The organism is Paracoccus sp. PAR01 (assembly GCF_014851995.1).
GTDB classification, from domain to species: Bacteria; Pseudomonadota; Alphaproteobacteria; order Rhodobacterales; family Rhodobacteraceae; genus Paracoccus; species Paracoccus litorisediminis.
In genome coordinates this window covers 132,386-158,854 of record NZ_JACVAW010000007.1, presented here as the reverse complement: position 1 = coordinate 158,854, position 26,469 = coordinate 132,386, and the positions used below count along the sequence as shown (strand labels likewise).

Genomic DNA, 26,469 nt, shown 5'->3' with positions numbered 1-26,469 from the left:
GCTTGGCAGACGATGACGCGTCGGGTTACTCGGCAGCGCTGCGATCTGCTGATCTGGTGGATCGCAACAGTTCGGACCTGCTTCCGGCACAGCTTGTCGCTCATCACGCGGCGAAAGGCGCGGGCGGCCTCAATGCGCCCGGGAATCTCACTGAGGAATTTACTGATGGTTGTGGCGAGCTTCGGATGATGGCCTCCAGTTTAAAGAAACGACCGGTGTCGCTCCTTCAGAACTACGTCATCCGGCGGCTCGGGCGACACCAAGGGTTGGCATGGCTCGATACTCAAGCCCTTGATGCAGCCATCCGCGCAGCTGAAATGCTGGGAATTATCGCCGAGTTCGGCAGCGGGGTCACTTCGACGACCAATCTGAGACAGAACGGGACGTCGCCTCGATCTCTGCTGTCAGGATCACAGCGAGCGGTCAGGTCAGAATGTTGAGTTCGTCGGCGTGATGAACGCAACCCATCAGATCGTCCAGCGCGAACTTCAGCGTAGACTCGATAGACGTCGCGACGCGGCCCGCTCGAACCGCGGGACAGTCCCCCGAGGCATTCGAAAGCCGCGTTCGAATGCAATCGAAGCGAGAACTATGCTCGGCGGGGCATATTGCGTTGCCTGCAGACCGCAGCATCGCGGCACCAAGGGGCGTCTATCAAGTGACTTCTGCCAAAGCCTGAATATCCGACTTATCAGGCTGCAACGCTAATCTGAGAACGGTCGCAACCGATATTTTCCGCATGCCGGCTGCTGGCAAGTCTGTCCGACCCACTGACGAGCTACATCACTTGAAGACCGCCCTTCGGGCGGCTTCTTTCGTTTTGTGGCCACCCTTTTGGTAGGCATTTGAAATGTGGAGAAAAAATAAATTATGTTGAATGCAGTATTATAAATATCAATGCGTTAGTTGTGAAAATCGCCACTCAAAAGTCATTTAATGTGTGGTTGTCCCATCCTCTGGCTCATATTGCAGCCAGGTCATCAACAGGTCGTGGAAGACCGCGAGTACCACCGGACCCAGAAACAGCCCGGTCAGGCCAAAGCTGAGCGTGCCGCCGACCAACCCCAGAAAAATGACGAATGTCGGCGTGGACAGGCCTCGGCCCATCAGCATCGGCTTGAGCACATTGTCCAGAAAGGTCAGCGGCAGCAGGATGACGGTCAACAGCAGCGCATGTCCCGTCGTGAACGAAAACCATGCCCAGATCAGCAGTGGCAGCACGACCAGCGCCGGGCCAAGCTGCAGGATGCACAGGATCAGGATCACCAGCGCCAGAAGCCCGGCACTGGGCAGCCCCGCCAGTTGCAACACCAGCCCGATAAGGCTGGCCTGCACCATCGCCACCCCGACCACCCCGCGCGAGACGTTGCGAACTGTCACTGTAGCCAGATCGACGAACTTGTCGCCACGCGGGGCGACAAGGCGGCGCGCCACGCGTCGTCCCCAGATCGCCAGTTCGGGGCCGGGAACCAGCAGCAGCCCGGCCATCACGATTGAGATGATGAACTTGATCAGATCGAAGCTGAGCTCGGATACCCGGCCAATCGCCCTTGCACCAAACGGCGCGATGAATTCGCGATAGCGGACCAGGAAGGTTTCGAGGCCGGTTGAGGCATGGCCCCAGAACTCGCGGATCTGCGCGCCGATCAGCGGCAGGTCCAGCAACCGTTGCGGCGGTTTAGGCAGGTGCAGGCTGCCGGTGCGGAAGCCCTCGACCAGTTTGTGGACGGTCTCGAACAGGCTGCCCATCAGCGCGGCGACCGGCCCCAGGACCATGGCCAAAGCGGCCAGAGTCAGCAGGATCGCCGCCAGCTTGCGCCTGCCGCCCAGCAGCCGAGCCAGCCATACATGCAAGGGGGCCAGCGCCACTGCCAGCACGATCGCCCAGATGATGATCGGCAGAAATGGCCGCAGCATCGCCAGCGCCAGTATGGTGAAAAACCCCAGCAGGACCAAGCGGATGACCAGATCGGTCACCCGCGCGTCAAACTGCTCCGGCCTGTCCTTTGGGTTGTCCAACCGGCGTCTCCTTGTGGGGCGCGTTTAGAATTTCCAACGCGTTCCCAGCAGCAACGCGCTGATATCCTGATAGTCTGCGCCGGTATCGTCGTCGAATTGGTATTCGCGATAGCCCAGATAGGCCTCGAGATTGTAATCGTCGAACTTCTGCACGGCCTGAATGCCCCAGGATTTCGAATCCGACCCCGAAATCACGTAGTCAGAGCCGTCGAAATAATCGATGGACACGGCGGTGCTGCCGTAATCGATCAGGTCGCCCGCCCAGCCCAGCTTGATGTAGCCATAGCTGCCATTGTCATCCCGTCCGTCCCCGGCGGCCAGCGTCGCGCTAAGGCCCGTCGGCAGATGCTGGATCGAGGTCGAGGCGACCAGCTGTTCGGTATCGTCGTCATCGTCGCTTTTCCACGCATAGCCGATCCCGGCAGCGGCCTTGTAGACGTCGGTGTCATAGGCATAGCGCAGAGCCACGTCGTAGTAGGTGGCGTCGTCATCCTCGGCCAGAATTTCCTCGCCATAGGCGGCCGAGAAGGTGAAGCCGGAAAACTCGGGTGTGTCATAACGGACGCGGAAACGCCGCGAGCCGTCGAAATCCTTGAAGGTGTCCCCGATCGAGATGCCCGACAGGGTATCGCCATCGCGGAATTCATAGCCACCGGCGGTATCGGGCAGGTTGGCGTAGCCGACAACGCTGGTGCCGGAATTGTCGATCTCGGCCACGCCATCGGTGGCCATGCTGCCCTGACCAATCCAGACCGAGCCGAAGTTCGCAATATAGACCGCCTCGAATTTCCGCAGATCGGTCCTTTGCCAGTCGATCCAGTCGGGATCGTCGATCTGGTTGGTATCCGAGGTGGTTTTGAAGCCCAGCCCGGTTTCAAAATTGAAGCGCAGCTTGTTTTCACCCATCGGCACGTCGACCCAGAAGCCCAGACGGCTGACCGAGTTGCCGTTGTCGACGAAATCGTCAAAGGACTCCTCGCCATCATCGACGCGCTGATAGGTCAGGTTCAACTGGCCATAGAAGGTCGCGGTCGCGCCCGAGGGATGGGTGAAGGTCAGGTCCTCGGCCCAGCCCGGCAGCGCGGCAAGGCAGAGACCCGGAGCAAGTATAAGAAGCTTCTTCTGCATCACTGTTCTCCGTTTCTGATGTCATCGCCTTGCCGAGGGCGGGCATCCCCTGCCCCTGCAAGGTGAAATCACGGCTTCCCTCGCAACATGAGGAACTTCTGAACAAGGACGGTCCGGGCCTTGGCTGTCGCCGGGTCGAAGGGACCGGATATGCGCGTGTCGTTTCTGTGAGCCACGGTCAGCTTGCGGTGCCACGCCTGAGTTGTGGATTCCGGGCTGACGTTTGGTGCCGCCTCCTATGATACCTGAATATAGTGCGAAAATCAGCGTGTGATGCGTTTGGAAAAAGGTCACGCCCGGCTGTAACCGCCGAAGCACACCCCTTCCGATATGGACCCGTTTGCAGGGTAGGCCGCATGACGCTGCGGCACGGCGCCGTTCCATTCCATCCGGATGGCGCATGGAGCCAAGGCAGTGACGCAGCAGTCCAAGACGGCTGGCCCAAGGATCGGCATTCATGTCGTCAAAACGTCATCTTCAGGGAAATTATCCATGATCTCGCCATCCCGCCTTCGGGCCGCATTTTTGACTTCGGCCATGGGCGCGGTCATTGGCTTTGCGCCGCTGGCTGCCATGGCAGCCGAGGAAGCGGCTTTGGTCCTGAAGGGTGGACGCGTCCACACCCCCGCCGGTGTCGAACAGGCCATTGCCGTCGATGCGCGTGGCCAGATCATGGCCATCGGGGACGATGCCGAAATCGCGCCCGTGATCGGAGCCGCGACCAAGGTCATCGAACTCAACGGTCGCACGGTGATGCCGGGCCTGCATGACATGCATGTCCATTCGCTCTCTGCCGGGATCGAAAGTCGGAACTGCAATTTCGCCCCCGATGCGACGGTGGAAACCGTGCTGAAGGCCGTTGCCGATTGCGCCAAGACCCGCAAGGAAGGCGAATGGATCGTCGGCGGCTATTGGAACGAACCCGCGCTTGGCGAGAAACCAACGCGGGCGCATCTGGACAGCGTCGCGCCGAACAACCCGGTGGTGCTGCGCGACACCAGCGGCCATAACCGCTGGGTCAACTCGAAGGCGCTGGAACTGGCGGGCTATGCCAAGGACACGCCGAACCCCGAGGACGGCATCATCGAGCGCGACGCCGATGGCGAGCCTACCGGCATGTTGCTGGAACGCGCGGGCTATCTGGTCGACCGTCTGGTTCCGGCACCGAACAGCGAAGAACTGGCCGCCGCGCTGAAATGGTCGCTGAACGAGATGCTGTCCTATGGCATCACCTCGTTCACCGAAGCCTCGGCCGGGTCCGAGCGTGGCGAGGCCGAGCTTGCCGCCTGGGCCGAAGCCGCCGATAGCGGCGTGCTGAAGCAGCGCGCGCAGCTTTGCCTGAACTGGCATCCCGCCGAGGCCGCAGCCTCGGACGCGCTGCTGGCGCATCGCAACCGCTATGCCCGCGACAAGGTTTCGCCCAATTGCGTCAAGCTGTTCCTCGACGGCGTGCCGACCGAGGGTCACACCGCCGCCATGCTGGAACCCTATGCCGATGCCGATCCGAAAGCCCATGACCATGCCGGGACGCATGGGATGCTGCTGATCGAGCAAGATGAGCTGACCGCGCTGGTCAAGCGCTTCGACGCGATGGGGCTGAAGGTCAAGATGCACGCAGCGGGCGACGGCTCGGTCCGGGCCGCGCTGAATGCCATCGAGGCGGCGCGCCAAGCGAACGGCTTTGGCGGCACGCTGCATGACGTGGCCCATAGCAATCTGGTCAAGCCCGAGGATATGGCCCGCGCCAAGGCCATGGGCGCAACCTTCGATGTCTCGCCCTATTTGTTCGCCCCTGCCCCGATCAATGAAAGCATCATGACGGCGGTCGGCCCTGATCGCGCCAACCAGTCCTGGCCGGTGCGCGCGCTGATCGATACCGGCGCGCTGGTCATTCCCGGCTCGGACTGGCCGGTGATCCCCTCGGTCAACCCGTGGATCGGCATCGAGACCATGGTGACGCGCGAGGTCGAGGGCGGCAGCGCCGAGAAATTCGCAGCCGCTGGCGCGGTGACGCTGGAGGAAGCCATTGATCTTTACACGATCCGTGCCTCGCGCGGCAAAGGCCTGTCGAACCTGACCGGCAGCCTTGAGGTCGGCAAAGCCGCCGACATGATCGTGGTCGAAAAAGATCCCTTCGAGGTCCCGCTGCGCGATGTCCACGCCACCAAGGTCGATCAAACCATCATCGGCGGCGAGATCGCATATAGCCGCTAACTATCTAATCAAACTGTAAATTCCACTGACGGCCGGCCGATCCATGATCGTGCCGGCCGCTTCTTTTTCCTCATCGTCAGATTCCCTTTGACAGCGCTCGGGCCGCTTTCTATTTGTAGGACAAATAGAGGGGGAGTGAGCATGCGGGTTAACGCCGCCATCCATCGCGATTTCGCGATTTCCAACATTGATGACCGGCTTTATGCGGCTTTCATCGAACATATGGGCCGCGCCATCTATTCCGGCATCTATGAGCCGGGACATCCGCAGGCCGACCAGCATGGTTTCCGCCGCGATGTGGCGCAGTTCGTCCGCGATCTGAAAATCCCGGCGATCCGCTATCCGGGCGGCAATTTCGTCTCGGCCTATAACTGGGAAGACGGGATCGGCCCCAAGGCGGACCGCCCGGTGCGCCTTGACCTTGCATGGCGCAGCAAAGAGACCAATCAGGTCGGGATCAACGAATTCGCCACCTGGGCCAATGATCTGGGCATCGACATGATGCTGGCGGTCAACCTTGGTTCGCGCGGGATCGAGGAAGCCCGCAACTTCATGGAATATGTGAACCATCCCGGTGGTACCTATTGGTCGGATCTGCGCCGCAGCCACGGGGTGGAAAAGCCCTACAACGTCAAGATGTGGTGCTTGGGCAATGAGATGGACGGCCCGTGGCAGATCGGTGCCAAGCCCGCCCGCGAATATGGCCGTCTGGCGGATGAGACCGCGAAAGCCCTGCGTGCGATGACGCCGGATGCCGAGCTGATCGTCTGCGGATCGTCCAACGACCAGATGCCGACCTATCCCGAATGGGAACGCTCGGTGCTGGAAGAATGCTATGAGCATGTCGATTACATCTCACTACACAAATACTTCGGCAATTCCTCGCGCGATACGCTGAACTTCTTTGGCAAGATCGAAGAGACCGGCCGCTATATCAACGCGATTGGCGGCGTCATTGATTTCGTCAAGGCCAAGAAGCGGGCCAAGAACGACGTCCATATCTGCTTTGACGAATGGAACGTCTGGTATCATCGCCGCGAAGAGGACTCTCGGCGCTGGCGGACATGGGACTGGCCCGAGGCCCCCGATCTGCTGGAGGAAAACTACACCTTCGAGGACACGCTGTTCGTCGCGGGCCTGCTGAACGAATTCATCCGTCGCTCGGACAGGGTCAAGATCGCCTGCATCGCGCAGCTGGTGAACGTGATCGCCCCGATCCGCGCCGACAGGGGCGGCAAGGCCTGGCGGCAATCGATCTACTGGCCCTATCAGCTGGCCTCGCTTTACGGGCGTGGCACCGCGCTGCGGGTCGCGGTGGATGGGCCGAAATACGATTGCGAGGTCGCCTCGGATGTCGATTTCCTGGACATCAGCGCAGTTACGAATGATGGCACGGTGACGGTGTTCATCGTCAACCGCCACCTGACCGAGACACTGGACCTGCGCCTGTCGCTGACCGGCTACAAGGATGCCTCGATCGAGTTCCACAAGGTGATCGAGGGTCATGACCTGATGGCGACGAACGGCCCGGATGCCGAGCCGATTGCCCCCGCCGACGGCAAGGGGCTGGCGGTCGACGACGGGACACTGGGCGGCAAGTTGGCCCCCCTGTCCTATCACGTCGTCCGGCTGAAGGTCTGAGCCGATGTCGGGCGTGGTCCTGCGCAATGTGCGGAAATCCTTCGGCGCGGTCGACATCATCAAGGACGTGTCGCTGACCGTGCAGAAGGGTGAGTTCGGCGTCTTTGTCGGCCCTTCGGGTTGCGGCAAGTCCACGCTGCTGCGGATGATCGCCGGGCTTGAGGACACGACCTCGGGCGCGATCGAGATCGGTGGCCGCGATGTCACCGCGGTCGAGCCTTCGCGGCGCGGGGTCGCCATGGTCTTTCAGTCCTACGCGCTTTACCCGCATCTGTCCGTGGCCGAGAACATGGCCTTTTCCCTGCGTCTGGCCAAGAAATCGCGGGCCGAACGCGAGGAGAAGGTGCGCGAGGCCGCCCGCATCCTGCAACTGACCGATCATCTGGAGAAACGCCCCGCCCAACTTTCGGGCGGGCAGCGCCAGCGTGTCGCCATCGGCCGCGCCATCGTGCGCGAACCCGAGGTCTTCCTGTTCGATGAACCGCTGTCCAACTTGGACGCGGAACTGCGCGTGCAGATGCGGCTGGAGCTGTCGCGCCTGCACAACCAGATCGGCGCGACCATGATCTATGTGACCCATGATCAGGTCGAAGCGATGACGCTGGCCGACGACATCTTCGTGCTGAAGGGCGGCGTCGTGCAGCAATCTGGCGCTCCACTGCGACTATATGACGATCCGGACAACCGCTTTGTCGCGGGATTCATCGGCTCGCCGTCGATGAACTTCCTGAGCGGGACCGTGACCGGGCACAGCGCGCAGGGCATTCTGGTGGCAAGCGAGGAAGGTGCGCTGGAAGCACACCTTACGGAACCTCCCGCCTTGGGCACCACGGTCATTCTTGGCGTCCGTCCCGAACATCTGGCCCCGGCCGAAAGCGGGATTCCGGTCACTGTCGAGATGGCCGAGGAACTGGGCGGCAACGCCTATGTGCATTGCCGCCTGAATTCGGGCGCGGACATCGTGTTCGAGCGGCGTGGGCTGCGCGACCGGCTGGACGGGCAGCGGGTCCGCCTCTCGGCCGATCCGTCACAGATCTACTGCTTCGCACCCGAGGGGCTTCGGCTGCGCTGATTTGAACCGGACTGGGAGGTCCGGCCAATGGAGGAGGGAAGAAAAATGAAACTGTTTACCTCGCTGGCCATGGCGGCACTGCTGTCGGGTGCGATGCCGGTCATGGCGCAGCAGCAGACGATCACCTGGTGGGATTTCTTCGCCGGCGGCGACGGCGCGCGGATGAAGGCGCTGATCCAGCAGTTCAACGACGAAAACCCCGACATCAAGGTCAATGCGACCACGCTGGAATGGGGTACACCCTTCTATACCAAGGTGCGGACCTCGGCCGCCGTGGGGCAAGGCCCGGATGTGATGACCTATCACCTGTCCCGGCTGCCGATGGGGTTGAAGGAAGGCATCCTGACCCCGATCACCGACGCCGACCTGCAGGTAGCGGGTCTGGCGAAGGACGATTTCTACACTCCTGCGCTGGAAGCTGCCAAGGGTCCGGATGGCACGCTTTACGCCGTGCCGTTCGACATCCATTCGACGGTTCTGTTCTATAACAAGAACCTGCTGAAGGGGACGCCCTTCCTTGATGCCGAGGGCAACCTGACCGGCATCGACTCGCTCGAGAAGTTCGAGGCCGCCCTTGCCGCCGCCAAGGCCAATGGCTCGACCGCGCCGATTTCCTACGCAACCGGTGACGATGGCGGGGTCTATCGCGTCTTCTACACCCTGCTGGCCCAACAGGGCGGAGAGCTGATCTCGGCCGATGGGCAGGTCCTGCCCGGCGACAGCGCCGACAAGGCCGTGCGCGCCGTCGAGATCATGACCAAATGGGCCGAAAATGGCTGGCAGCCGGAACAGGCGCTTTACGAGGCTTCGGTCGCGCTGTTCACCTCGGGCAAGTCGGCCTTCTTCTTCAATGGCGCGTGGGAGGTTCCCACCATGGTCGATCTGTCGGCCAAGAATGAGCTGGGCTTTGAATGGGGCGTCGCCGAGATCCCGACCCTGCTGGAGAAGCACACCAACTGGGCCGACAGCCATGGCTGGGCCGTGCCGATCCAGGGCAAAGCCGAAATGGCCCCGGAAAAGCGCGAGGCCGTGATGAAGCTGATCGGCTGGATGGAGAAGCATTCGCTGGACTGGGCGGCGGCGGGCCATATCCCGGCCTATAAGCCGGTGGCGACCTCGCCGGAATTTGCGGCGATGAAGCCCAATTCCAACTATGCGGGCCTGGCCGACCGCGCCACTTATGATCCGCGCAGCCCGGTCGCGGGCGTGGCCTCGCCCACCTATGACGCGGCGGTCAATATCATCGCGCCGGCGATCCACGGCTATATGCCCGCCACTGACGCCGTCGACCAGCTGCGCGCCGAGCTGGAAAAGGCGATGAAGTAACGACACTCGCGGCCCCCGGACATCGCTCCGGGGGCCGCGCGCCTTCGGAAAGGACCCTTCATGGCGATGATACGCAACCAGCGACGCCACCGGCTTGTCGCCTATTCCCTGATCCTGCCCTTTGTCGCGATCTTTTCGCTGGTCTTTGCCTATCCGATCGTCGAGGTCATCCGGCTAAGCTTCACCAATGCCACGCTGATCGGCGGCGGCGAATGGGTGGGCCTGCAGAACTACCGCGAGCTTCTGTCCGACAAGCTGTTTTATACATCATTGAAGAACAACGGCTATTTCGTCCTTCTTACAGTGATTCCGACCACCGCCATCGCGCTTGGCATCGCGCTGATGGTGCAGCGTCTGTCGGGGCGCTTGCAGGCCTTGGCGCTGGCGCTGTTCTTTCTGCCCTATATCCTGCCGGTCTCGGTCGTGACCCAGATCTGGGCATGGATGCTGGATTTCCAGTTCGGCGTGCTGCAACCGGTGCTTGAACTGATCGCCGGCAAGCCCATCCCGGTCTTCAAGAACCCGCATTGGGTCATGCCGATGGTCGCGCTGGTGACGATCTGGTGGACCAACGGCTTCAACGTGCTGCTGCTTCTGGCTGGGCTGCGCAATATCCCGCAGGACCTGTACGAGGCCTCGGCGCTGGACGGGGCGAACCGCCGTCAGCAATTCGCCCGCATCACCTGGCCGCTGCTATGGCCGGTCGTGGCGCTGGTGCTGACGCTGCAACTGATCCTGCAACTGAAGCTGTTCGATCAGGTCTACCTGCTGTCCGAAGGCGGGCCGTTCAATTCCAGCTATGTCCTGCTGCTGATGGTCTATCGCGAGGCGTTCCAGCAGAACAACGGCGGCTATGCGGCGGCGATCTCGCTGGTCGTGTTCCTGCTGATCGTGACGGTCTCGGTCCTGCAATATCAGCTTCTGCGCATCAGGGGGCGCAAATGACCGCTCAAAAACGCATCGAGAACGCGGCGCTGACCGCGCTGACGCTGGTCGCGGGCGCGATCTGGATCTTTCCACTGTATTGGGCCTTCGTGACCTCGATCCGCACGGAAAACCGGGTCGTGTCGGATCAGGCCGGGCTGTTGCCCGATGAATTCAATCTGAGCGCCTATCACGACGCGCTGTTCAATTCGAGCCTGGTGCATTGGTATGTGAACTCGATCGGGACATCCCTGATCATCACCGCCATCGTGCTGCTGACCGGGATGATGTGCGCCTATGCCATCAGCCAGATGAACTTTCCGGGGCGGCGGCTGCTTTACGGCGTCGTGCTGGGCAGTTTCATGGTGCCGGCGCAGGTGCTGGTGGTGCCGCAATTCATGCTGATGAACGATCTGGGCCTGATCAACAAATGGGGCGGGATCATCCTGCCGCAGCTGGTCGTGCCGGTGGTGATCATCGTCTACAAACAGTTCTTCGACGCCGTGCCCAAGGAAATGAAAGAGGCAGTCGTGCTGGATGGCGGCAGCGATTACACCATGCTGTTCAAGGTCTATCTGCCGCTGAACTGGGGCATCACCACGGCGCTGGCCATCATCACCTTCATTTCCTCGTGGAACGCCTTTCTGTGGCCGTTCCTTGTCATCACGACCGAGGACATGATGACCATTCCTGTCGGGCTGACGCAGGTGAACGACGCCTTTGGCGTGGCCTATGCGCGGCTGATGTCGGTGGCGCTGCTGGGCGCGGCCCCGGTCGCCATCGCCTATCTGATTTTCCAGAAGCGGGTGACCGAGGCGGTGATGATCTCGTCGGGCGTCAAGGGGTAAGCTGGCGCAGGTCGAATACGGTCCGCCCCGAGGTATCCAGCAGCGCCGTATCGGCCAGTTCGGCCATCAGGCGCTGCGCCCCCTCGGCGTCGCGGGCCTCGATCCGCTCAAAGACGGCGGCATGCTCCTCGACCGGATTGCGGGTGTGGGGATTGGGCATGTCGCGGTAACGGAAGGCGGTGGTGAAGGCCACCGCCGCACAAATTCCAGCCTCAAGCGTTGCCAGAATGGGATTGTGCGAACTGCGCAAAAGTGAGCGGTGAAAGCTGGCATCGGCCTGATGCCAGCTTGTTTCCGTCATGTCGCAGGTCCGCATGGCATGCAGCGCGGTGCGGAACGTCGCCAGATCCTGTTCGGTCCGCCGTCCCGCCGCCAGCGCTGCGGCAGGTGGTTCGACCATGGCGCGCAATTCGTAAAGTGAGGTGATGAACCAGTCGGGCGGCGTGCCCGATTCAAAGAACCAGCGCACCACGTCGGGGTCCAGCAGCGTCCAGTTTTCGCGCGGGGCGACACGGGTGCCGCTGCGGGTGCGGCTGATCAGCATGCCCTTGCCCGCGACCTGACGCAGCGCCTCGCGGTAAGCCCCGCGCGAGACCCCGGCATGTTCGCCGAACTCCATCTCTTTCGGCACCGGCTCACCCACGGCCAGCGCGCCCGAGACGATCTGGCGGCCCAGCCAATCCGCGATCGAGCCATGGATGCGGCGCGTCGAATGGGTCGAAAAGACGGGCGGGGCGTCGGAATGCACAGAGATTTTCATGTCCCTTGTGATAGCTGATCCCGGCGCAAAGTTCAGCGAAAATAATCGACTGCGGCGGCAATTCGCTGTGGACGCCCCCGGTTTTCGCACGACCAAGCGGATTTCACCGCGCGGCGTCCGGCAATCTTGGGATGGCGAAAACTGTGGCAGCACACGCCACTGCCGGCAGCAGGCTGCAATCTGGTATGGCAGGCGTGTTTTTCTGCGTCTTCTGCCCCCTCGCCATGGATGAAAATCGAACGGGCGACTGCTCTGGATCGAGATAGTCAATTCTAGGAGCAGTAAATGAGATCCTGCACGGTCCTGCCATTCATCCTGGCAAGCCTTGCCCTGCCTGCGGCTGCGCAAGACACCTTCACGCCCGAAAAGCTGGGCGTCGAAGCCCATATTGCCGAGGGGCCGAACGTCCTTGTCCTTGACCAGTCATGGAACGGTCCCAGCAAGATCGACGTGCTGGGTGCCGATGAGGGCCTGAAGATGAAGGGCAACATGGGCCCCGGCACCACCGCCCAGATGGTGCTGAGCCGCGACGGCAAGTCGCTTTATACCGGCTCGGTCTATATGCAGCGCTTCGTCTATGGCCCGGTCACGGTGATCCTGCACGAATGGGATCTGGCCACCCTGTCGCGCAAGCGTGAATTCGAAATCCCGGCCAAGTTCGCCCATGTCGAAAGCCAGCCCGGCCTGTTCGCGCTCAGCGATGACGAAGCCTATCTGCTGGCCCAGAACGCGACGCCCGCGACCTCGGTTTCGGTCATCGACCTCAAGGCGGAAAAGGCGATTGCCGAAATCCCGACGCCGGGTTGCTGGACCGCCATCCCCGCGACGGGCATGAAATTCACCACGATCTGCGGCGACGGCACGCTGGCCAGCTACGCTTGGGCCGCTGACGGCAGCTTTGCCGAGCCCAAGAAATCCGCCAAGATCTTTGATCCCGACGCGGACGCGCTTTTCGCCAACCCGGTCCGGGCCGAGGGCAAGCTGATCTACCTGTCCTTCAACGGCAACCTGTATGTCATCGACGACAGCGGCGAAGCCCCGGTTCTGGCCGAGACGGTCAAGCTGACCGACGGCGTCATCGGCAAATGGGCACCGGGCGGGTCCGAGGCCATCGCCTATAATGCCGCCACCGGCAAGCTGTTCATCCTGATGCATTCCGGCGCCAAGGAAGGCAGCCACAAGGACCCCGCGCAGGAAATCTGGACCGTGGATCTGGCCTCGAAGAAGGTCGTCGGCCGCTCGCCCGCGCATCACGAAAACACGCTGGCGGTCAGCAAGGGCGACGCGCCCGTTCTGTTCGCTGCGTCGGAGGAAGGCAACCTGACCCGCTACGCCTATGCCGAGGCCGATGGCGAGGTGACGCTGACCAAGGCTGGCGAGTTCGAAGGTCTGTCGAGCTTCCCGGCGCTGATCACCACGGATTTCTGATGATGACGCAGCTTGCCCCGATCACGGCGGTTGCCTGCTCGACCTTCGTGGCGCTGATCCTGATCCGTTCGGTCTGGCATAAAAGCCATGCCTTTCTGGAGACGGTCGGCTTTGCGCAGGGTTATGGGCTGGTCCCCGATGCTTGGACACCCGCCATCATCCGCGCTTTGACCGTGGTCGAGGCCGCCACAGTGTTTGGGCTGCTGATGCCCGGCACCCACGCATGGGCGGGCTGGGCGGCTGCGGGGATCTTCGCGGGATATGGTCTGCTGATGGCGCTGGCCTTGGCCCGTGGCCAGATCCGGATCGATTGCGGATGCGGTGGCGCACCGCAGCGCATCTCGGGCCTGACGCTGGGGCGCAATGCGGGTTTCACCGCGCTGGGGCTTGGCATTGCCCTCCTGCCTTCGGGCGGGCTGGGGCCGCTGGCGGTGCTGACCGGCATTGCCATGGGGCTGACCTTCGCCGCGCTACAAGGCGTGGCCGAACGTCTGGCCGCGCATCTGCCGAATATCCGCCGGGCAAGCTGAGAAAGGAAAAGCAATGGAAATCATGACATTCGCCCTGATCGCGCTTTGGGTCGTGGTGCTGGTCCAACTGGCCCTGACCTATATCCTTGCCCGCCAGATCGGCATCCTGTTCGAGCGCGTCTCGCCGGTCGGCGCGATGATCTCGGGCAGCGGGCCGGAACTGGGCAGCCCGGTGCCGGCGCTGGCGCTGCCGAACCTGAACGGCCCCGGCCTGACACTGGGCAATTCGGGCAAGGCGCAATTGGTGTTCTTCCTGTCCACCACCTGCCCGATCTGCAAGGTGCTTCTGCCCGTGCTGGCCGGGATCCGCGAGGATGAAGGCCGCTGGCTGGACGTGATCCTTGCCTCGGACGGGCGCGAGGCCCTGCATCGTCGCCTGATCGAGACAGAGCGCCTGCAGGACTTTCCCTATGTCCTGTCCTCGGAGCTGGGGATGAGCTTCAAGGTCGCGAAACTGCCATTTGCCGTGCTGATCGGGCCGGACGGAACCGTCCGCGCCAAGGGCCTCGTGAACTCGCGCGAGCAGCTCGAAAGCCTGTTTACCGCATCTGAAACCGGCGTGCCCTCGCTTCAGGCCTCGATGGGCCTGAACGCCGCCGCCTGACACCCCTTCAAGGAGCAATCATGCCCCGTTTCATCGACAACCTGTTCAAATCCATCGACAAGGCCGCCGAGGGCCGTGTCCGCGGCGCCGCCCGGACCCATGGCCGCCGCAGCTTTCTGGCCAAGGCCGGGATCACCCTGTTGGGTGCCGCAGCCGCGACCCCGATCCTGCCCTTCGACCGCCGCGCCAATGCAGCGACCCCCCTGCCCGAGGATGATTGCGGCTACTGGAAGCACTGTGCGCTGGACGGCAACCTGTGCTCGACCTCGGGCGGGTCGCTGACCACTTGCCCGCCGGGATCGTCGGCATCCTCGGTGTCATGGGTCGGGACCTGCACCAACCCGGATGACAACAAGGATTATCTGGTCAGCTACAACGACTGCTGCGGCAAGCCTCAGGTCAATTCCGCGAAATTCTGCTACACCTCGAAGGGCGAACGTCCGGGCTATCGCATGGGCCTGTATAACGACATCAACTGGTGCATGGCCAATACCGACAAGGGCTACCATTGCACCGTCTCGGTCGTGGTCGGGATGGCCGAGTGACGCGGTTTGCCAGAATTCGCCCGATGGCGGTTCCGGCCCTGCTGGTGGCGGCCTTTGCCGCCCCGGCTTTGGGGCAGGACGCGACGGGTGCCCAGCTTTTCGCCGATCACTGCGCCGCCTGCCACAATGAGGGCGGTGCGGGGAATCCCGGCCTTGCGCCGGCGCTGAACCGTCCGGGTTTCTGGGATGCCTTTGCCGACAAGGGGCCGGATTACCTTGCGGGTGTGATCGCCTCGGGGTTGATGGGCACGATTGTTGCCGGGGACGAGACCTATGCCGGGCTGATCATGCCACCGCAATCGGGCCTGAGTGACATCGAGGCCGCCAGCGTCTCCAACTGGGTGCTGCTCGAGGCGGGCCGCGATGCGCCGGGCGCAGGCCCCAAGGTCACGCCAGAACTGATCACCGCAACCCGCGCTGCCGCCCCTGCCGCCCATGACCTGATCGCCATGAGGCCCGAAGGCTGATGCTGCGCCCCGTTTCGCTGGCCGCCATGTTGCTGACCCTTGCCGCCCCTGTCGCCGCTGCAGATGGCAAGGCGCATCGCGACTACATCCTGCGCTGCGCGGGTTGCCACGGCATGGACGGCGTGGGCACGGTCGAGGGCGGCATCCCGACCTTTCCCGGCTCGGTCGGGGTGATCGCCGCCGATGATCTGGGCCGCACCTACATGATGCATGTGCCGGGGGTGGTCTCGGCCTCGCTTGACGATGCCGCGATTGCCGAGGTGATGAATTACGTGCTGGGCGAATGGGCACCGGGAGAGGCCGAGCCCTTTACCGCCGCCGAAGTCACCCGCCGTCGAGCTGTGCCGGTGGCCGATGTCGTGGCCTTGCGCCGCGACGTCGCGGCCAAGCTGATGTCCGAGGGGTATCGGATCGCCGATTACCCCTGGCCGTGACGAAATCCCGGCCCGAATGACGGGCCGGGGCATTTCAGACGATCCGGGCCAGTGCTGCTGCAAAGCCCAGCACCGTCCCGGCCTCGGCCAGACGGGTCAGACGACCGGCGCGATGCGCCTCGATCCGGGTCTCCATCTTCATCGCCTCGATGACGGCGATGACCTGCCCGGCCTCGACTTGCGCGCCTTCCTCGGCTTGCCACAGGGTCAGCGTGCCTGCGACCGGGGCGGTGACGGCGGCCTCGTCGAGTGTCTCGGTTTCGGCGACCGGCAGTGCGCCGCCGCCTGCGGGCAACGCCGCCAACAGGTTCGCGGGCAGGCCCAGTTCGACCCGCTTGCCGTCGATTTCAACCGCAAGACGCAGCATCGGCGCGGTGGCTGCCGGGGTCACGCGGGCATGGGGTGCCATCGCGGCGGTCAGGGTGTCGGCGAAATCGGTCTCGATCCAGCGGGTATGGACGCGGAAATCGCCATCCTCGGCACGGAAATCCGGCTGCTCCAGCACCAGTTGGTCGAAAGGCAGGACCGAGGCCACGCCCTGAATGCGGAATTCGCGCAGGGCACGGGCGGCGCGGGCCAGTGCCTCGGCACGGGTCGCGCCGGTGACGATCAGCTTGGCCATCATGGAATCGAAACTGCCCGGCACCACCGACCCCGAGACCACGCCGCTATCCACCCGGATGCCCGGACCCGAGGGCGCGTCAAAGACCTCGATCGGGCCGGGCGCGGGCAGGAAGCCACGCGCCGGGTCCTCGGCATTGATACGGAATTCGATGGAATGGCCGCGCGGTTCGGGCACCGTTTCGTCGGTCAGACGTGCGCCTTGCGCCACCCGGATCATGCCGCGCACCAGATCGATGCCGGTGGTTTCCTCGGTCACCGGATGCTCGACCTGCAGGCGGGTGTTGACCTCGAGGAAGGAGATCGTGCCATTGGCCGAGAGCAGGAATTCCACCGTCCCCGCCCCGCTGTAACCGGCACGGGCGCAGATCGCGCGGGCGGAATCGTGGATGCGCCTGCGCTGTTCGTCGGTCAGGAAGGGGGCGGGGGCCTCCTCGACCAGCTTCTGGTTGCGGCGCTGCAGCGAACAGTCACGCGTGCCGATCACCTTGACCGTGCCGTGCTTGTCGGCCAGCACCTGCGCCTCGATATGACGGGGGCGGTCAAGGAACTGCTCGATGAAGCATTCGCCGCGACCAAAGGCGGTCAGGGCCTCGCGCGTGGCGGATTCGAAAAGCTCCTCGACCTCTTCCAGACGCCAGGCGACTTTCATGCCGCGCCCGCCGCCGCCAAAGGCGGCCTTGATCGCGATTGGCAGGCCATGCGCCTTGGCAAAGGCCAGCGCCTCGGCCGGGGTCTCAACGGGTCCGGGCGTGCCCGCGACCAGTGGCGCGCCCACGGTCTCGGCGATGCGGCGGGCCTCGATCTTGTCGCCCAAGGCCTCGATCACCTTCGGATCGGGACCGACCCAGATCAGGCCGGCATCCTGCACGGCTTGGGCGAATTCGGCGCGTTCGGAAAGGAACCCATATCCGGGATGGATCGCATCTGCACCCGCGTCGCGGGCGATGGCGATGATCTTGTCGGCGTTCAGATAGCTGTCGGCGGGCTTTTCGCCCCCCAGCGCATGGGCCTGATCGGCCATGCGCACGAAAAGCGCATCGCGGTCGCTGTCGGCAAAGATGGCGACCGAGGCGATGCCCTCATCGCGGCAGGCGCGGATGATGCGGACGGCGATCTCACCCCGGTTGGCGATCAGCAGGCGCTTGATCGGGCGCTCGGGGGCAGCGTCGGTATTTGCGGCGAAAAGGGTCATGCGGACCTCGCAGGGGTAATCGGGACAAAATCTTGGGCGGCGGTAAAGCGGATGCGGGCGCCGGGCGGGATCTGGCCTGCCAGATCCAAAGCCTGCGGCAGCAGCGTCGCGATCACCGGATAGCCACCGGTCAACGGGTGATCGGCCAGAAACAGCACGGGCTGGCCGGAATGGGGGATCTGGATGGCGCCGGTCTCGGTCCCTTCCGAGGGCAGCTCCAACGCATCCTCGCGCGTCATCGGCTGCTCCCCCTCAAGCCTGATCCCGACCCGAGAGCTTTGCGGCGTCACCAGCCATTCCTGCGTCAGGAAATGCTGGACCATCTGCGGCGTGAACCAATCGGTGCGCGGTCCCAGAGTCACCGGCAGCGTGACCAGATCGCCAGCCTTCGGCAATGCGGGTTGGTCCTGCGGCTCGGCCACCGATGTCGCGGGGCGATTGGCGCAACCCAGCACCGCGCCGGGCTTCAGCGGATCTGGGCCGACAAAGGCCAGCGTGTCGGTGGCGGCAGAGCCCAGTACCGGGGCGATATCGAAACCACCGCGCAGGGCCAGATAGCTGCGCATCCCGGTCTCGGGTGGCAGGATCGTCAGTTCATCGCCCGCATCCAGCGCGAAAGCTGCGCCTTGGGGTTGGGGAATGCCCGCGACACTGGCGGAGGCCGCGCCGGTCAGGGCCAGCGTTACCGGCTGATCCGCGCGCAACCGGACCGGACCAAGAGTAATCTCCAGCGCAGGCGTATTCGAAGGGTTGCCGACCGCGCGGTTCGCCCGGTGCAGCGCCCCCATGTCCAGCGCGCCCGAGGCCGAGACCCCCTGCCCGCCTTGTCCCGGTCGGCCATCATCCTGAAAGACAATCGGAAATGCCGAGGAGATGACGGTCAAGGCAGGCTCGGTGACCGGTGCAGGGATCGCCGCCGAGGGGTGGATATCCGCCGCGCCTTCGACAAAGCGTGCGCGGACGCCCGGACGCAGCAGCGCGGGCGGGTCGCGGCTCAGGTCCCACATCGGGACTTTGGTCGTGCCGATCAACTGCCAGCCGCCGGGGGTTTCCTGCGGATAGATGCCACAGAAGCGTCCGGCCAGCGCGACCGAGCCCGCCGGAATCCTTGTGCGCGGCGCAGGACGGCGCGGCAGGTCAAAGCGTGGGTCGTCGCAGGTCATATAGGCGAAGCCCGGGGCGAAGCCGCAAAATGCCACCTGCCACGTCGTCGCCTGATGGGCGGCGATGACCTCGGGGACCGTCAGGGCCATCAGCCGTGCGACATCGTCGAGGTCCTCGCCCCTATAGATCACCGGGATCTCGACGGTCTCAATCGGGCCTTCCTCGCGCCTTGTGCCGGGGGCAGGTTGGCGGGCCACCACCTGCCCGGCCAGCACCGCATCGGCGGCAAAGCCGGGGCTCATGCGGATCATCAGGGTGCGAGCGGCGGGCACGATCTCGGCCACGCCCTCGATCGGGTCGGCCAGCAGCGCATCGAACAAAGCCAGCGTCTGGTCCAGATCGGCCAGTTCGACCAGAACGGTGCGGGGACCGACAGTAAGGAAGCGCATGGTCACACCTGCCATTGGCTGTCGGGGACGTCGGTAATGAACATGTGTCCCGGCGCATGGGTAATGGCGAAAGGCGGCTTCGAGGCCATGACAGCGGCCTGCGGCGTCACCCCGCAGGCCCAGAAGACCGGGACCTCACCGTCGCGGATCTGCACGGGGTCGCCGAAGTCGGGTTTGGACAGATCCGCAATGCCCAGGGTTTCAGGCGAGCCGATATGGACCGGCGCGCCGTGAACAGCGGGGAAGCGGGCGGTGATGGTCGCGGCCTCGGCCACGCGGTCGGCGGGGATCGGGCGCATCGACACGACCATCTGCCCGTGCAAGCGGCCCGCCGGGCGGCAGTCGCGATTGGTCAGATACATCGGCACATTGCAGCCCTGCGCGACATGGCGGACCTCGATCCCGGCCTGCATCAAGGGTGTTTCGAAGGTAAAGGAGCAGCCGATCAGGAAGGTGACCAGATCGGCATGCTCGGCCCAGACCTCGGTCGCGTCAGCCAGTTCCTCGGTCAGAACGCCGTCTCGCCAGACCCGGTACAGCGGCAGGTCGCGGCGCAGGTCGGCATCAGGCGCAAGCGCCGTGCGATGGCTGCCGGGATCGGTCACGTCCAGCACCGGGCAGGGCTTCGGGTTGCGTTGCCCGTAAAGCAGAAAGTCCCATGCCCAGTCGCGCGGCAGCGAGATCATGTTGCATTGGGTGAAACCGGGGGCCATGCCTGCGGTCGGCGCGACCAGCCCGCCCCGGCATTGCAGGCGGGCCGCGGCGGCGGTGGCGGGATCGGGACGCAGCATTATTTGGTCTCCGTAAAAGGGGTGATGGACACGCCAGCGGCCAGCAACTCCTCGCGGATGCGGTGGGCCATGTCGACGGCGCCGGCGCTGTCGCCATGGACGCAGATGCTGTCGGCGTGCAGTCGCAGGGTCGAGCCGTCGATGGCCTCGATCACGCCTTCGGTCGCCAGCCGCACCATGCGGGCCGCGACCAGTTCCGGGTCATGCAGCACCGCCCCCGGATCGCGACGCGAGACCAGCTGGCCCTCGGGTGTATAGGCGCGATCGCCAAAGGCCTCGGCCACGGTTTTCAACCCGGCGGCCTTAGCGCGCTCAAGGATCGGCGCGCCCGCCAGACCCATCAGCACCAGCGACGGGTCGATGGCCTTAATGCCCGCGATCACCGCATCGGCCTGCCGGGCGTCATTGGCGATGGTGTTGTAAAGCGCGCCATGCGGCTTGACGTAGGTGACCCGTGTGCCGACCGAAGCCGCCAGCCCCTGCAGCGCGCCGATCTGATAGATCACGTCCGCGGAAAGTTCGGCCGAGGTCACGTCCATCGGACGGCGACCGAAACCCACGCGGTCGGGATAGGACACATGCGCCCCCACTGCGACGCCCCGGGACACCGCGTCGCGCAGCGTGGCAAGGATCGTCAGCGGATCGCCCGCGTGAAAGCCGCAGGCCACGTTGGCAGAGCTGACAATCGCCAGCATCGCCGCATCATCGCCCATGGTCCATGCGCCATAGCCTTCGCCAAGGTCGCTGTTAAGGTCGATCTGGTGGGTCATGTTGTCCTCCGAAATTCCAGAATGCGGCGGCCATTTCGGGCCGCCGCGAGGGTCATCAGGCGCCGAGGAAGGCGAAGATCGGGCCGACCGACTTGATCCCCATATACCAGGTCAAGGCACAGACGATGGCCGAAAGGGTCAGCAGCACCCGGTTGTAGACATGGCCGCCCATCAGGTCGGGCCGGGCAAAGCCGACATAGGTGAAGATCGTCAGGCCGATGGGCAGGATCAGTCCGTTGAAGCCGCCGACAAAGATCAGGATTGCCGCCGGAGCCGTGCCGATTGCCATGTAGACCGCCAGCGAAAAGGCGATGAAGATCACCGTCGCGATATTGCGGCTGCGCTCGGTCATGGTCGAGAACACGTTGAGGAAGCTGACCGAGGTATAGGCCGCCCCGATGACCGAGGTGATGGCCGCGGCCCACAGCACCACGCCAAAGATCCGCATGCCGGTGTCGCCAAGCGCCGCGGCAAAGGCCTGCGCGGCGGGGTTGGCGGCCTGGCTCGACAGGTCCAGCGTCACACCCGAGGCGACGACGCCCAGGATTGCCAGGAACAGCACGAAGCGCATCAGCCCGGTCACCGCAATCCCGGTCAACGAGGCGCGGGTGACGGCGGCAAGGTTTTCCTCTCCGACCAGACCCTTGTCCAGCAGACGATGCGCGCCGGAATAGGTGATATAGCCGCCGACCGTGCCGCCGACGATGGTGGTGATGGTCGGGAAGTCGATCACATCGGGCAGGATTGCCTGACGCATCGCATCGCCCACCGGCGGGTTCGAGGTGATGGCGACGACCAGCGTCATCGCGATCATCAGGACGCCCAGACCGATCAGCGAGCGGTCCAGCAGCAGCCCCGCGCGTTTCGACAGAAAGACGCCGATCGCCAGCAGCGCCGAAATCGCGCCGCCGATCTTGGGATCGAGGCCGAACATTGCGTTCATGCCCAGACCCGCACCCGCGATATTGCCGATGTTAAAGGCCAGCCCGCCGATCAGGATCAGCACCGCCAGCAGATAGCCCGAACCGGGAATGGCCGCATTGGCCGTGTCCGAGGCATTGCGCCGGGTCAGCGCCGTGATGCGCCAGATGTTCAGCTGCACCACGAAATCGATCAGGATCGAGGCGAGGATGGCAAAGGCGAAAGCCGCGCCCAGTTTCTGCGTAAAGGTCGCCGTCTGGGTAATGAAGCCCGGACCGATGGCCGATGTGGCCATCAGGAAGATTGCCGCCAGAAACCCGCCACGAAGGCTGGCATTGGCAGCGGTGGGAGCGGAATCGCTCATTCTGACATGCTCCTGTTGGAATATTTCTGATCTTGGATGACGGGACTGTGAGATTGGTATGGCAGTACGTCAACGATTATTTGACACTTGGTATGCGATTGTCGAACAATCATACCAGTTAAAGGGGACGATATGCCCGTCAAGCAGGCAGAATGCGCCCCGGATGACATTTGAAACGGCAAAATGGCGGTCGCAGGATGGCTCGAATCATCCGCGCCCGCTTGTGTGGTATGGCCGGCCTGTGGAATATGCCCGGCACTTCAGACGGAACGCCCCATGAGCTCAGAACCCAGCCTGACCGAAGAAATCGCCTCGCAATTGCGCGATCAGGTGACGGGAGGGGCGTTGGTTCCCGGCCAGCGCCTGTCCGAGGCGCGGTTGGCCGCCGATCTGGACATCTCGCGCAATACCTTGCGCGAGGTATTTCGTCTGCTGACCCGTGAAGGGCTGTTGCGCCACGAACCCAACCGCGGGGTGTTCGTCGCCGTGCCCTCGATGGCGTCAATCCTGGACATCTACCGGGTGCGCCGCCTGATCGAGGTTCCGGCGCTGGCGCAGGCCTGGCCCCGGCATGAGGGCGCTGGCCGGATGCGTGCCGCGGTCGAGCGCGCCAAGAACCTGCGCGACATTGGCGATTGGCGCGGCATCGGCAGCGCCAATATGGAGTTTCACGCGGCGATCGTCTCACTCAGCGACAGCCCGCGGCTGAATGCGTTTTTCGCCCAGATCATCGCGGAATTGCGGTTGGCCTTTGGCCTGCTCGACAGCCCCGAGATGCTGCACGCCCCCTATATCGACCGCAACGCCCAGATCCTTGAGCGGCTGGAAGCGGGCGATGCGGCAATGGCTTCGGTGATGCTGGACGAATATCTGGGCCAATCCGAGCGGGTCGTGCTGCAGGCCTTTGCCCGGCTGGGCTAGCTTCCGGCGATCTCGGCCAGAATCTGCATCACCTCGGCCGCGCGCGGCTCGGGGACGAACAGATGGTCGTGATGGAAGCCCGAGACCGGATTGACCGCAATGCCGCGCCGGGCCAGTTCCGTGGCGATGCGGGCCATGAACCCCACCGCAGATAGCGAGGAATGCACCTCCAGCGTGATCATCCGGCAGGGAAATTCCCAAGGCAGGCTCAGCCTGTCCGCCTGATCGCGCAAAAGGATCAGGGTGATGCCCTCGGCCTCGTGAAAGATCATGCGCGGATGCAGGTCGGACGGAAGCTCGGCCACAGTTGCAAAGACATAGAGCCCGTCCTCCATCCGCGCTGAAAGCGTGGCCAGAAGCCGTCCCAGATCCGTTTCCCCACTCATCTTCGCCCCCTTTTACGACCCGCCCAGCTTAGCCATGTGTGCTGTCGAAACCCGAGGGAAATCATCGCGCGATCCGGTTCCGCAGCACAGTACCGAAAAACGCGATGCACTCTGCGCTGCCCGCCAATCATACGGCCTGTGCCGAATTTCTGCTCAATCAGCTCGTATGGTAGTCAACCAGTTTCCCGCATGACGCGAGATGTTGCCGCGCTATGGCCAATCCTGCGCGCCACAGTTGTAACGGTCGGCATGGACCCACGGCCGTATCCGACCCGGTCCAAGCTTCGATGATGACCTGCCTGCACGCCCGCCCTTGCCAATCTGGCAGGCGGGAACGGGCTAACAACTGCCACAGGCCCAGCCTGTGCCGGAGGAAGATATGAGCAGTCAACCAAAGGGCATGTCGCGCCGCGATCTGCTGGCAATGGTCGGAATGGCCGCCGGTGCTTCGGCCATGTATTCGGCGATGGCCGGGATGGGCTATGCCGGGACCTCGGACTACAAGGGGCCGGTCAAGCTGGAGGGCGACCCCAAGGGCGCCTCGGTTCTGGTGCTGGGTGCGGGGCTGGCGGGAATGACCGCCGCCTATGAACTGCGTCGCGCCGGCTACAAGGTCCAGATCCTTGAATACCGCGAAAAGGCAGGCGGACGCTGCTGGACGTTGCGCGGCGGCGACAGCTACACCGAACTGGGCGGCTACACGCAAAAGGTCGGCTTTGCCGAGGGCAATTACCTGAACCCCGGCCCGTGGCGCATCCCCTCGGATCACTATGCGGTGCTGGATTACTGCAAGCGTTTCGGCGTCAAGCTCGAGCCCTTCATGCAGGTCAACTACAACGCCTATGTCCACAATACCGAAGCTTTTGGCGGCAAGCCCCAGAGGTTCAAGGAAATTCAGGCTGATTACCGCGGCCAGATCGCCGAGCTTCTGGCCAAGGCGGTCAAGCAGGACAAGCTGGATGAGGCGGTCACCGACGAGGATGCCGAACTGCTGGTCGCCTCGCTCAAGCGCTACGGCGTACTGAACGACGATCTGGAATATGTGAAATCGGAAAAGGTATCCGAGCATCGCGGCTGGGAAAAGCAGCCGGGCGGTGGCGTCGGGGCGGAACCCGTGCCCTCGAACATCATCTCGCTGTCGGACATCCTCAAGGGGAAGCTCTGGAACAACCTGATCACCGGCGAATCCATCGACCATCAGGCGGCGATCTTTCAGCCGGTCGGCGGCATGGACATGATCGCGCAGGCCTTTGAGCGCGAGGTGAAGGACCTGATCACCTATAACGCCAAGGTCATCCGCTATGAGGGCGGCGAAAACGGCGTCACGGCCACCTATGTCGACGCCAAGGCGGGCGGCGCGGAACAGACCGTCTCGGCCGATTACTGCATCTGCACCATCCCCTTCTCGGTTCTGGGCCAGATCGAGCATAACTTCTCGGCCCCGATGACGGCGGCGATCGAGGATGTGTATTACGAAAGCTCGATCAAGGTCGGGCTGGAGTTCAAGCGCCGGTTCTGGGAACAGGACGACCATATCTATGGCGGCATCAGCTATACCAACCTGCCGATCACGCTGATCTCCTATCCCTCGACGAATTTCTTCAGCGACGGGCCGGGGGTACTGCTGGGCACCTATTCATGGGGTGCTGCCGCCTATCAGTTCAACGCCATCGCGCCGGAAGCGCGGATCGAAAAGGCGCTGGAATTCGGCGCGCAGATCCATCCGCAATATCGTGACGAGTTTTCGAATGGCGTCGCCGTCGCATGGCACCGCGTGCCGTGGACTTTGGGCTGCTACGGCGAATGGCGCGACAAGGAAAAGTACTATCCTGCGGCGACCGCCATGGACCAGCGCACCTTGATGGCGGGCGAGCATATCTCGTTCCTGCCGGCATGGCAGGAAGGGGCGATCCTCTCGGCGCTGAACGCCATCGAGCGTCTTCACAAGCACATCATCGGCTGAGGTTCCCAGACATGAAACGCCACCTTGCACAGGCCGCTGTCGCGGCTGCCCTGTCGCTGGCCGCCCCGGCATTCGCACAGGATTTCGTCACCACCTCGGCTGCCAAAACCATTCCCGGCACCGAGGGCAAGGACATCTACAACGCCATCTGCTCGGGCTGCCACATGCCGGATGGCACCGGTGCCACCGGCGCGGGGCATTATCCGGCGCTGGCCGGCAATGCCATGCTGGAGGGACCGGACTACCCGATCCACATGATCGTCCATGGGCAAAAGGCGATGCCTCCGGTCGGCGATGTCATGACCGACGACCAGATCGCCGCCGTGGTGAACTATATCCGCCACGATCTGGGCAATGCCTTTGAAGGCGATACCACCGCCGCCGACGTCGCCGCGGCCCGCTGAATCCCCCACTAACAGGAGTTTACCAATGAAACCGTTTGTTCTTGCCGCCGCCCTTGCTGCCCTGCCGATGATCGCACAGGCCGATGACGTCATCCGCCACAAGACCCCCGGCTCGGATTTCCCGATCGCCCGTGCGGTCGAAATCCCCGCTGGCAAGACTACCGTCTATGTCAGCGGCATGGTGCCTTCGGTCGCGGATGAGGCCGCTGACAAGAAGACCCCGGCAGCCTGGGGCGATACCAAGACCCAGACGCTGAGCGTGTTGGGCAATATCGACACCGCGCTGAAGGATATCGGCCTGACCATGGGTGACGTGGTCAAGATGCAGGTGTTTCTGGTCGCCCCCGAAGATCAGCCCGCCGATTTCGCGGGCTTCATGGAGGGCTATACCCAGTATTTCGGGACCGAGGCCCAGCCGAACCTGCCCGCCCGCTCGGCGATGATCGTCGAGAAGCTGGTCAATCCGAACTGGCTGGTCGAGATCGAGGTCACGGCGGTCCGCCCGTAAATCCCACCACCGGGGGCCACGGGTCGTCCTGTGGTCCCTCATCCGTGGCGGTGGGGGCGAATGCCCATGGCCACCGATCGAAGCGCGGACCGGATCACCGGTCTAAAGGCGCTTCGCAATCTTTACGACACC

At 63.6% G+C, this 26,469-nt stretch carries 25 protein-coding genes; 16 read left to right on the top strand and 9 right to left on the bottom strand.

Annotation, left to right across the window (positions count from 1 at the left end; all coding sequences use genetic code 11):
• Nucleotides 1-933: 933 nt before the first annotated feature.
• Nucleotides 934-2,019: an AI-2E family transporter gene (locus IB235_RS13275; RefSeq protein WP_192337134.1), complete on the bottom strand. Its 1,086-nt coding sequence runs from the start codon at nucleotides 2,017-2,019 to the stop codon at nucleotides 934-936.
• 24 nt (nucleotides 2,020-2,043) lie between these two features.
• Entirely contained in the window at nucleotides 2,044-3,147 is a 1,104-nt protein-coding gene (locus IB235_RS13270; protein WP_192337133.1) for a porin, read from the bottom strand.
• 492 nt (nucleotides 3,148-3,639) lie between these two features.
• Here IB235_RS13270 and IB235_RS13265 point away from each other — a divergent pair, with 492 nt between their 5' ends.
• From IB235_RS13265 to IB235_RS13240, 6 genes are all read left to right on the top strand, one after another.
• Entirely contained in the window at nucleotides 3,640-5,361 is a 1,722-nt protein-coding gene (locus IB235_RS13265) for an amidohydrolase (RefSeq protein ID WP_192337132.1), read from the top strand.
• A 141-nt stretch (nucleotides 5,362-5,502) separates the two neighbouring features.
• Nucleotides 5,503-7,002 (top strand): alpha-N-arabinofuranosidase, encoded by a 1,500-nt coding sequence (locus IB235_RS13260; protein ID WP_192337131.1) that lies wholly within the window; start codon nucleotides 5,503-5,505, stop codon nucleotides 7,000-7,002.
• A 4-nt stretch (nucleotides 7,003-7,006) separates the two neighbouring features.
• On the top strand, nucleotides 7,007-8,074 hold the full coding sequence (locus IB235_RS13255) for an ABC transporter ATP-binding protein (RefSeq protein ID WP_192337130.1): 1,068 nt from the start codon (nucleotides 7,007-7,009) through the stop codon (nucleotides 8,072-8,074).
• 45 nt (nucleotides 8,075-8,119) lie between these two features.
• A complete protein-coding gene (locus IB235_RS13250; protein WP_192337129.1) occupies nucleotides 8,120-9,400 on the top strand; it encodes an extracellular solute-binding protein in 1,281 nt (426 codons plus the stop codon).
• Nucleotides 9,401-9,460: 60 nt separating this feature from the next.
• Complete coding sequence (locus IB235_RS13245) at nucleotides 9,461-10,345, top strand: carbohydrate ABC transporter permease (RefSeq protein WP_192337128.1); 885 nt, start codon at nucleotides 9,461-9,463, stop codon at nucleotides 10,343-10,345.
• Entirely contained in the window at nucleotides 10,342-11,172 is an 831-nt protein-coding gene (locus IB235_RS13240) for a carbohydrate ABC transporter permease (RefSeq protein WP_192337127.1), read from the top strand. Before IB235_RS13245 ends, IB235_RS13240 begins: the two co-directional genes overlap by 4 nt.
• Here the strand turns inward: IB235_RS13240 and IB235_RS13235 are convergent.
• Nucleotides 11,162-11,932, bottom strand: a complete 771-nt coding sequence (locus tag IB235_RS13235; protein WP_170297673.1) for a FadR/GntR family transcriptional regulator — start codon at nucleotides 11,930-11,932, stop codon at nucleotides 11,162-11,164. The two genes, IB235_RS13240 and IB235_RS13235, sit on opposite strands and share 11 nt — an antisense overlap.
• 285 nt (nucleotides 11,933-12,217) lie before the next feature.
• Between IB235_RS13235 and IB235_RS13230 the strand changes: the two genes are divergently transcribed.
• From IB235_RS13230 to IB235_RS13205, 6 genes are read left to right on the top strand one after another with little or no spacing between them, the layout of a single operon-like run.
• On the top strand, nucleotides 12,218-13,360 hold the full coding sequence (locus IB235_RS13230; protein WP_192337126.1) for an amine dehydrogenase large subunit: 1,143 nt from the start codon (nucleotides 12,218-12,220) through the stop codon (nucleotides 13,358-13,360).
• A 2-nt stretch (nucleotides 13,361-13,362) separates the two neighbouring features.
• Nucleotides 13,363-13,890 (top strand): MauE/DoxX family redox-associated membrane protein, encoded by a 528-nt coding sequence (locus IB235_RS13225; RefSeq protein WP_192337125.1) that lies wholly within the window; start codon nucleotides 13,363-13,365, stop codon nucleotides 13,888-13,890.
• A gap of 13 nt (nucleotides 13,891-13,903) precedes the next feature.
• On the top strand, nucleotides 13,904-14,494 hold the full coding sequence (locus tag IB235_RS13220) for a thiol-disulfide isomerase (RefSeq protein WP_192337124.1): 591 nt from the start codon (nucleotides 13,904-13,906) through the stop codon (nucleotides 14,492-14,494).
• Nucleotides 14,495-14,514: 20 nt separating this feature from the next.
• Nucleotides 14,515-15,039 carry a methylamine dehydrogenase light chain gene (locus IB235_RS13215; protein WP_155040350.1) on the top strand — a complete coding sequence of 175 codons (525 nt, stop codon included), beginning with the start codon at nucleotides 14,515-14,517 and terminating at the stop codon, nucleotides 15,037-15,039.
• Between the two features lie 23 nt (nucleotides 15,040-15,062).
• Nucleotides 15,063-15,506, top strand: a complete 444-nt coding sequence (locus IB235_RS13210; protein ID WP_192337123.1) for a cytochrome c — start codon at nucleotides 15,063-15,065, stop codon at nucleotides 15,504-15,506.
• Nucleotides 15,506-15,940: a cytochrome C gene (locus IB235_RS13205; protein ID WP_192337122.1), complete on the top strand. Its 435-nt coding sequence runs from the start codon at nucleotides 15,506-15,508 to the stop codon at nucleotides 15,938-15,940. Before IB235_RS13210 ends, IB235_RS13205 begins: the two co-directional genes overlap by 1 nt.
• 34 nt (nucleotides 15,941-15,974) lie before the next feature.
• Here IB235_RS13205 and IB235_RS13200 read toward each other — a convergent pair whose 3' ends face one another.
• From IB235_RS13200 to IB235_RS13180, 5 genes are read right to left on the bottom strand one after another with little or no spacing between them, the layout of a single operon-like run.
• Nucleotides 15,975-17,756, bottom strand: coding sequence for a biotin carboxylase N-terminal domain-containing protein (locus tag IB235_RS13200; protein ID WP_225612290.1), 1,782 nt, complete (start codon nucleotides 17,754-17,756; stop codon nucleotides 15,975-15,977).
• Nucleotides 17,753-19,309 (bottom strand): urea amidolyase family protein, encoded by a 1,557-nt coding sequence (locus IB235_RS13195; protein ID WP_192337121.1) that lies wholly within the window; start codon nucleotides 19,307-19,309, stop codon nucleotides 17,753-17,755. Before IB235_RS13195 ends, IB235_RS13200 begins: the two co-directional genes overlap by 4 nt.
• Before the next feature lie 2 nt (nucleotides 19,310-19,311).
• A complete protein-coding gene (locus tag IB235_RS13190; protein WP_370576891.1) occupies nucleotides 19,312-20,103 on the bottom strand; it encodes a putative hydro-lyase in 792 nt (263 codons plus the stop codon).
• On the bottom strand, nucleotides 20,100-20,870 hold the full coding sequence (locus IB235_RS13185; protein ID WP_192337119.1) for a LamB/YcsF family protein: 771 nt from the start codon (nucleotides 20,868-20,870) through the stop codon (nucleotides 20,100-20,102). The genes IB235_RS13190 and IB235_RS13185 overlap by 4 nt, the downstream gene beginning before the upstream one ends.
• Before the next feature lie 55 nt (nucleotides 20,871-20,925).
• Nucleotides 20,926-22,155 (bottom strand): NRAMP family divalent metal transporter, encoded by a 1,230-nt coding sequence (locus IB235_RS13180; protein ID WP_155040343.1) that lies wholly within the window; start codon nucleotides 22,153-22,155, stop codon nucleotides 20,926-20,928.
• Between the two features lie 276 nt (nucleotides 22,156-22,431).
• On the opposite strand from IB235_RS13180, the gene IB235_RS13175 reads away from it, so the two are divergent.
• Nucleotides 22,432-23,076, top strand: a complete 645-nt coding sequence (locus tag IB235_RS13175) for a GntR family transcriptional regulator (protein ID WP_192337118.1) — start codon at nucleotides 22,432-22,434, stop codon at nucleotides 23,074-23,076.
• Here the strand turns inward: IB235_RS13175 and IB235_RS13170 are convergent.
• Nucleotides 23,073-23,462 carry an ACT domain-containing protein gene (locus IB235_RS13170; protein WP_192337117.1) on the bottom strand — a complete coding sequence of 130 codons (390 nt, stop codon included), beginning with the start codon at nucleotides 23,460-23,462 and terminating at the stop codon, nucleotides 23,073-23,075. The genes IB235_RS13175 and IB235_RS13170 overlap by 4 nt on opposite strands.
• A 379-nt stretch (nucleotides 23,463-23,841) precedes the next feature.
• Here IB235_RS13170 and IB235_RS13165 point away from each other — a divergent pair, with 379 nt between their 5' ends.
• Genes IB235_RS13165 through IB235_RS13155 form a run of 3 tightly spaced genes read left to right on the top strand, consistent with a single transcriptional unit; the run spans nucleotide 23,842 to nucleotide 26,337 of the window.
• Nucleotides 23,842-25,425, top strand: a complete 1,584-nt coding sequence (locus IB235_RS13165; protein WP_192337116.1) for a flavin monoamine oxidase family protein — start codon at nucleotides 23,842-23,844, stop codon at nucleotides 25,423-25,425.
• An 11-nt stretch (nucleotides 25,426-25,436) separates the two neighbouring features.
• Nucleotides 25,437-25,829, top strand: coding sequence for a cytochrome c (locus tag IB235_RS13160; protein ID WP_192337115.1), 393 nt, complete (start codon nucleotides 25,437-25,439; stop codon nucleotides 25,827-25,829).
• Nucleotides 25,830-25,854: 25 nt separating this feature from the next.
• Complete coding sequence (locus tag IB235_RS13155) at nucleotides 25,855-26,337, top strand: RidA family protein (RefSeq protein WP_192337114.1); 483 nt, start codon at nucleotides 25,855-25,857, stop codon at nucleotides 26,335-26,337.
• The last annotated feature ends 132 nt before the right edge of the window (nucleotides 26,338-26,469 follow it).

What these genes read in the sequence shown, in the direction of transcription:
- IB235_RS13270 (WP_192337133.1), bottom strand. Translation starts at nt 3,147, where the DNA reads ATGCAGAAGAAGCTTCTTATACTTGCTCCGGGTCTCTGCCTTGCCGCG.
- IB235_RS13265 (WP_192337132.1), top strand. Translation starts at nt 3,640, where the DNA reads ATGATCTCGCCATCCCGCCTTCGGGCCGCATTTTTGACTTCGGCCATG.
- IB235_RS13260 (WP_192337131.1), top strand. Translation starts at nt 5,503, where the DNA reads ATGCGGGTTAACGCCGCCATCCATCGCGATTTCGCGATTTCCAACATT.
- IB235_RS13255 (WP_192337130.1), top strand. Translation starts at nt 7,007, where the DNA reads ATGTCGGGCGTGGTCCTGCGCAATGTGCGGAAATCCTTCGGCGCGGTC.
- IB235_RS13250 (WP_192337129.1), top strand. Translation starts at nt 8,120, where the DNA reads ATGAAACTGTTTACCTCGCTGGCCATGGCGGCACTGCTGTCGGGTGCG.
- IB235_RS13245 (WP_192337128.1), top strand. Translation starts at nt 9,461, where the DNA reads ATGGCGATGATACGCAACCAGCGACGCCACCGGCTTGTCGCCTATTCC.
- IB235_RS13240 (WP_192337127.1), top strand. Translation starts at nt 10,342, where the DNA reads ATGACCGCTCAAAAACGCATCGAGAACGCGGCGCTGACCGCGCTGACG.
- IB235_RS13235 (WP_170297673.1), bottom strand. Translation starts at nt 11,932, where the DNA reads ATGAAAATCTCTGTGCATTCCGACGCCCCGCCCGTCTTTTCGACCCAT.
- IB235_RS13230 (WP_192337126.1), top strand. Translation starts at nt 12,218, where the DNA reads ATGAGATCCTGCACGGTCCTGCCATTCATCCTGGCAAGCCTTGCCCTG.
- IB235_RS13225 (WP_192337125.1), top strand. Translation starts at nt 13,363, where the DNA reads ATGACGCAGCTTGCCCCGATCACGGCGGTTGCCTGCTCGACCTTCGTG.
- IB235_RS13220 (WP_192337124.1), top strand. Translation starts at nt 13,904, where the DNA reads ATGGAAATCATGACATTCGCCCTGATCGCGCTTTGGGTCGTGGTGCTG.
- IB235_RS13215 (WP_155040350.1), top strand. Translation starts at nt 14,515, where the DNA reads ATGCCCCGTTTCATCGACAACCTGTTCAAATCCATCGACAAGGCCGCC.
- IB235_RS13210 (WP_192337123.1), top strand. Translation starts at nt 15,063, where the DNA reads ATGGCGGTTCCGGCCCTGCTGGTGGCGGCCTTTGCCGCCCCGGCTTTG.
- IB235_RS13205 (WP_192337122.1), top strand. Translation starts at nt 15,506, where the DNA reads ATGCTGCGCCCCGTTTCGCTGGCCGCCATGTTGCTGACCCTTGCCGCC.
- IB235_RS13200 (WP_225612290.1), bottom strand. Translation starts at nt 17,756, where the DNA reads ATGACCCTTTTCGCCGCAAATACCGACGCTGCCCCCGAGCGCCCGATC.
- IB235_RS13195 (WP_192337121.1), bottom strand. Translation starts at nt 19,309, where the DNA reads ATGCGCTTCCTTACTGTCGGTCCCCGCACCGTTCTGGTCGAACTGGCC.
- IB235_RS13185 (WP_192337119.1), bottom strand. Translation starts at nt 20,870, where the DNA reads ATGACCCACCAGATCGACCTTAACAGCGACCTTGGCGAAGGCTATGGC.
- IB235_RS13180 (WP_155040343.1), bottom strand. Translation starts at nt 22,155, where the DNA reads ATGAGCGATTCCGCTCCCACCGCTGCCAATGCCAGCCTTCGTGGCGGG.
- IB235_RS13175 (WP_192337118.1), top strand. Translation starts at nt 22,432, where the DNA reads ATGAGCTCAGAACCCAGCCTGACCGAAGAAATCGCCTCGCAATTGCGC.
- IB235_RS13170 (WP_192337117.1), bottom strand. Translation starts at nt 23,462, where the DNA reads ATGAGTGGGGAAACGGATCTGGGACGGCTTCTGGCCACGCTTTCAGCG.
- IB235_RS13165 (WP_192337116.1), top strand. Translation starts at nt 23,842, where the DNA reads ATGAGCAGTCAACCAAAGGGCATGTCGCGCCGCGATCTGCTGGCAATG.
- IB235_RS13160 (WP_192337115.1), top strand. Translation starts at nt 25,437, where the DNA reads ATGAAACGCCACCTTGCACAGGCCGCTGTCGCGGCTGCCCTGTCGCTG.
- IB235_RS13155 (WP_192337114.1), top strand. Translation starts at nt 25,855, where the DNA reads ATGAAACCGTTTGTTCTTGCCGCCGCCCTTGCTGCCCTGCCGATGATC.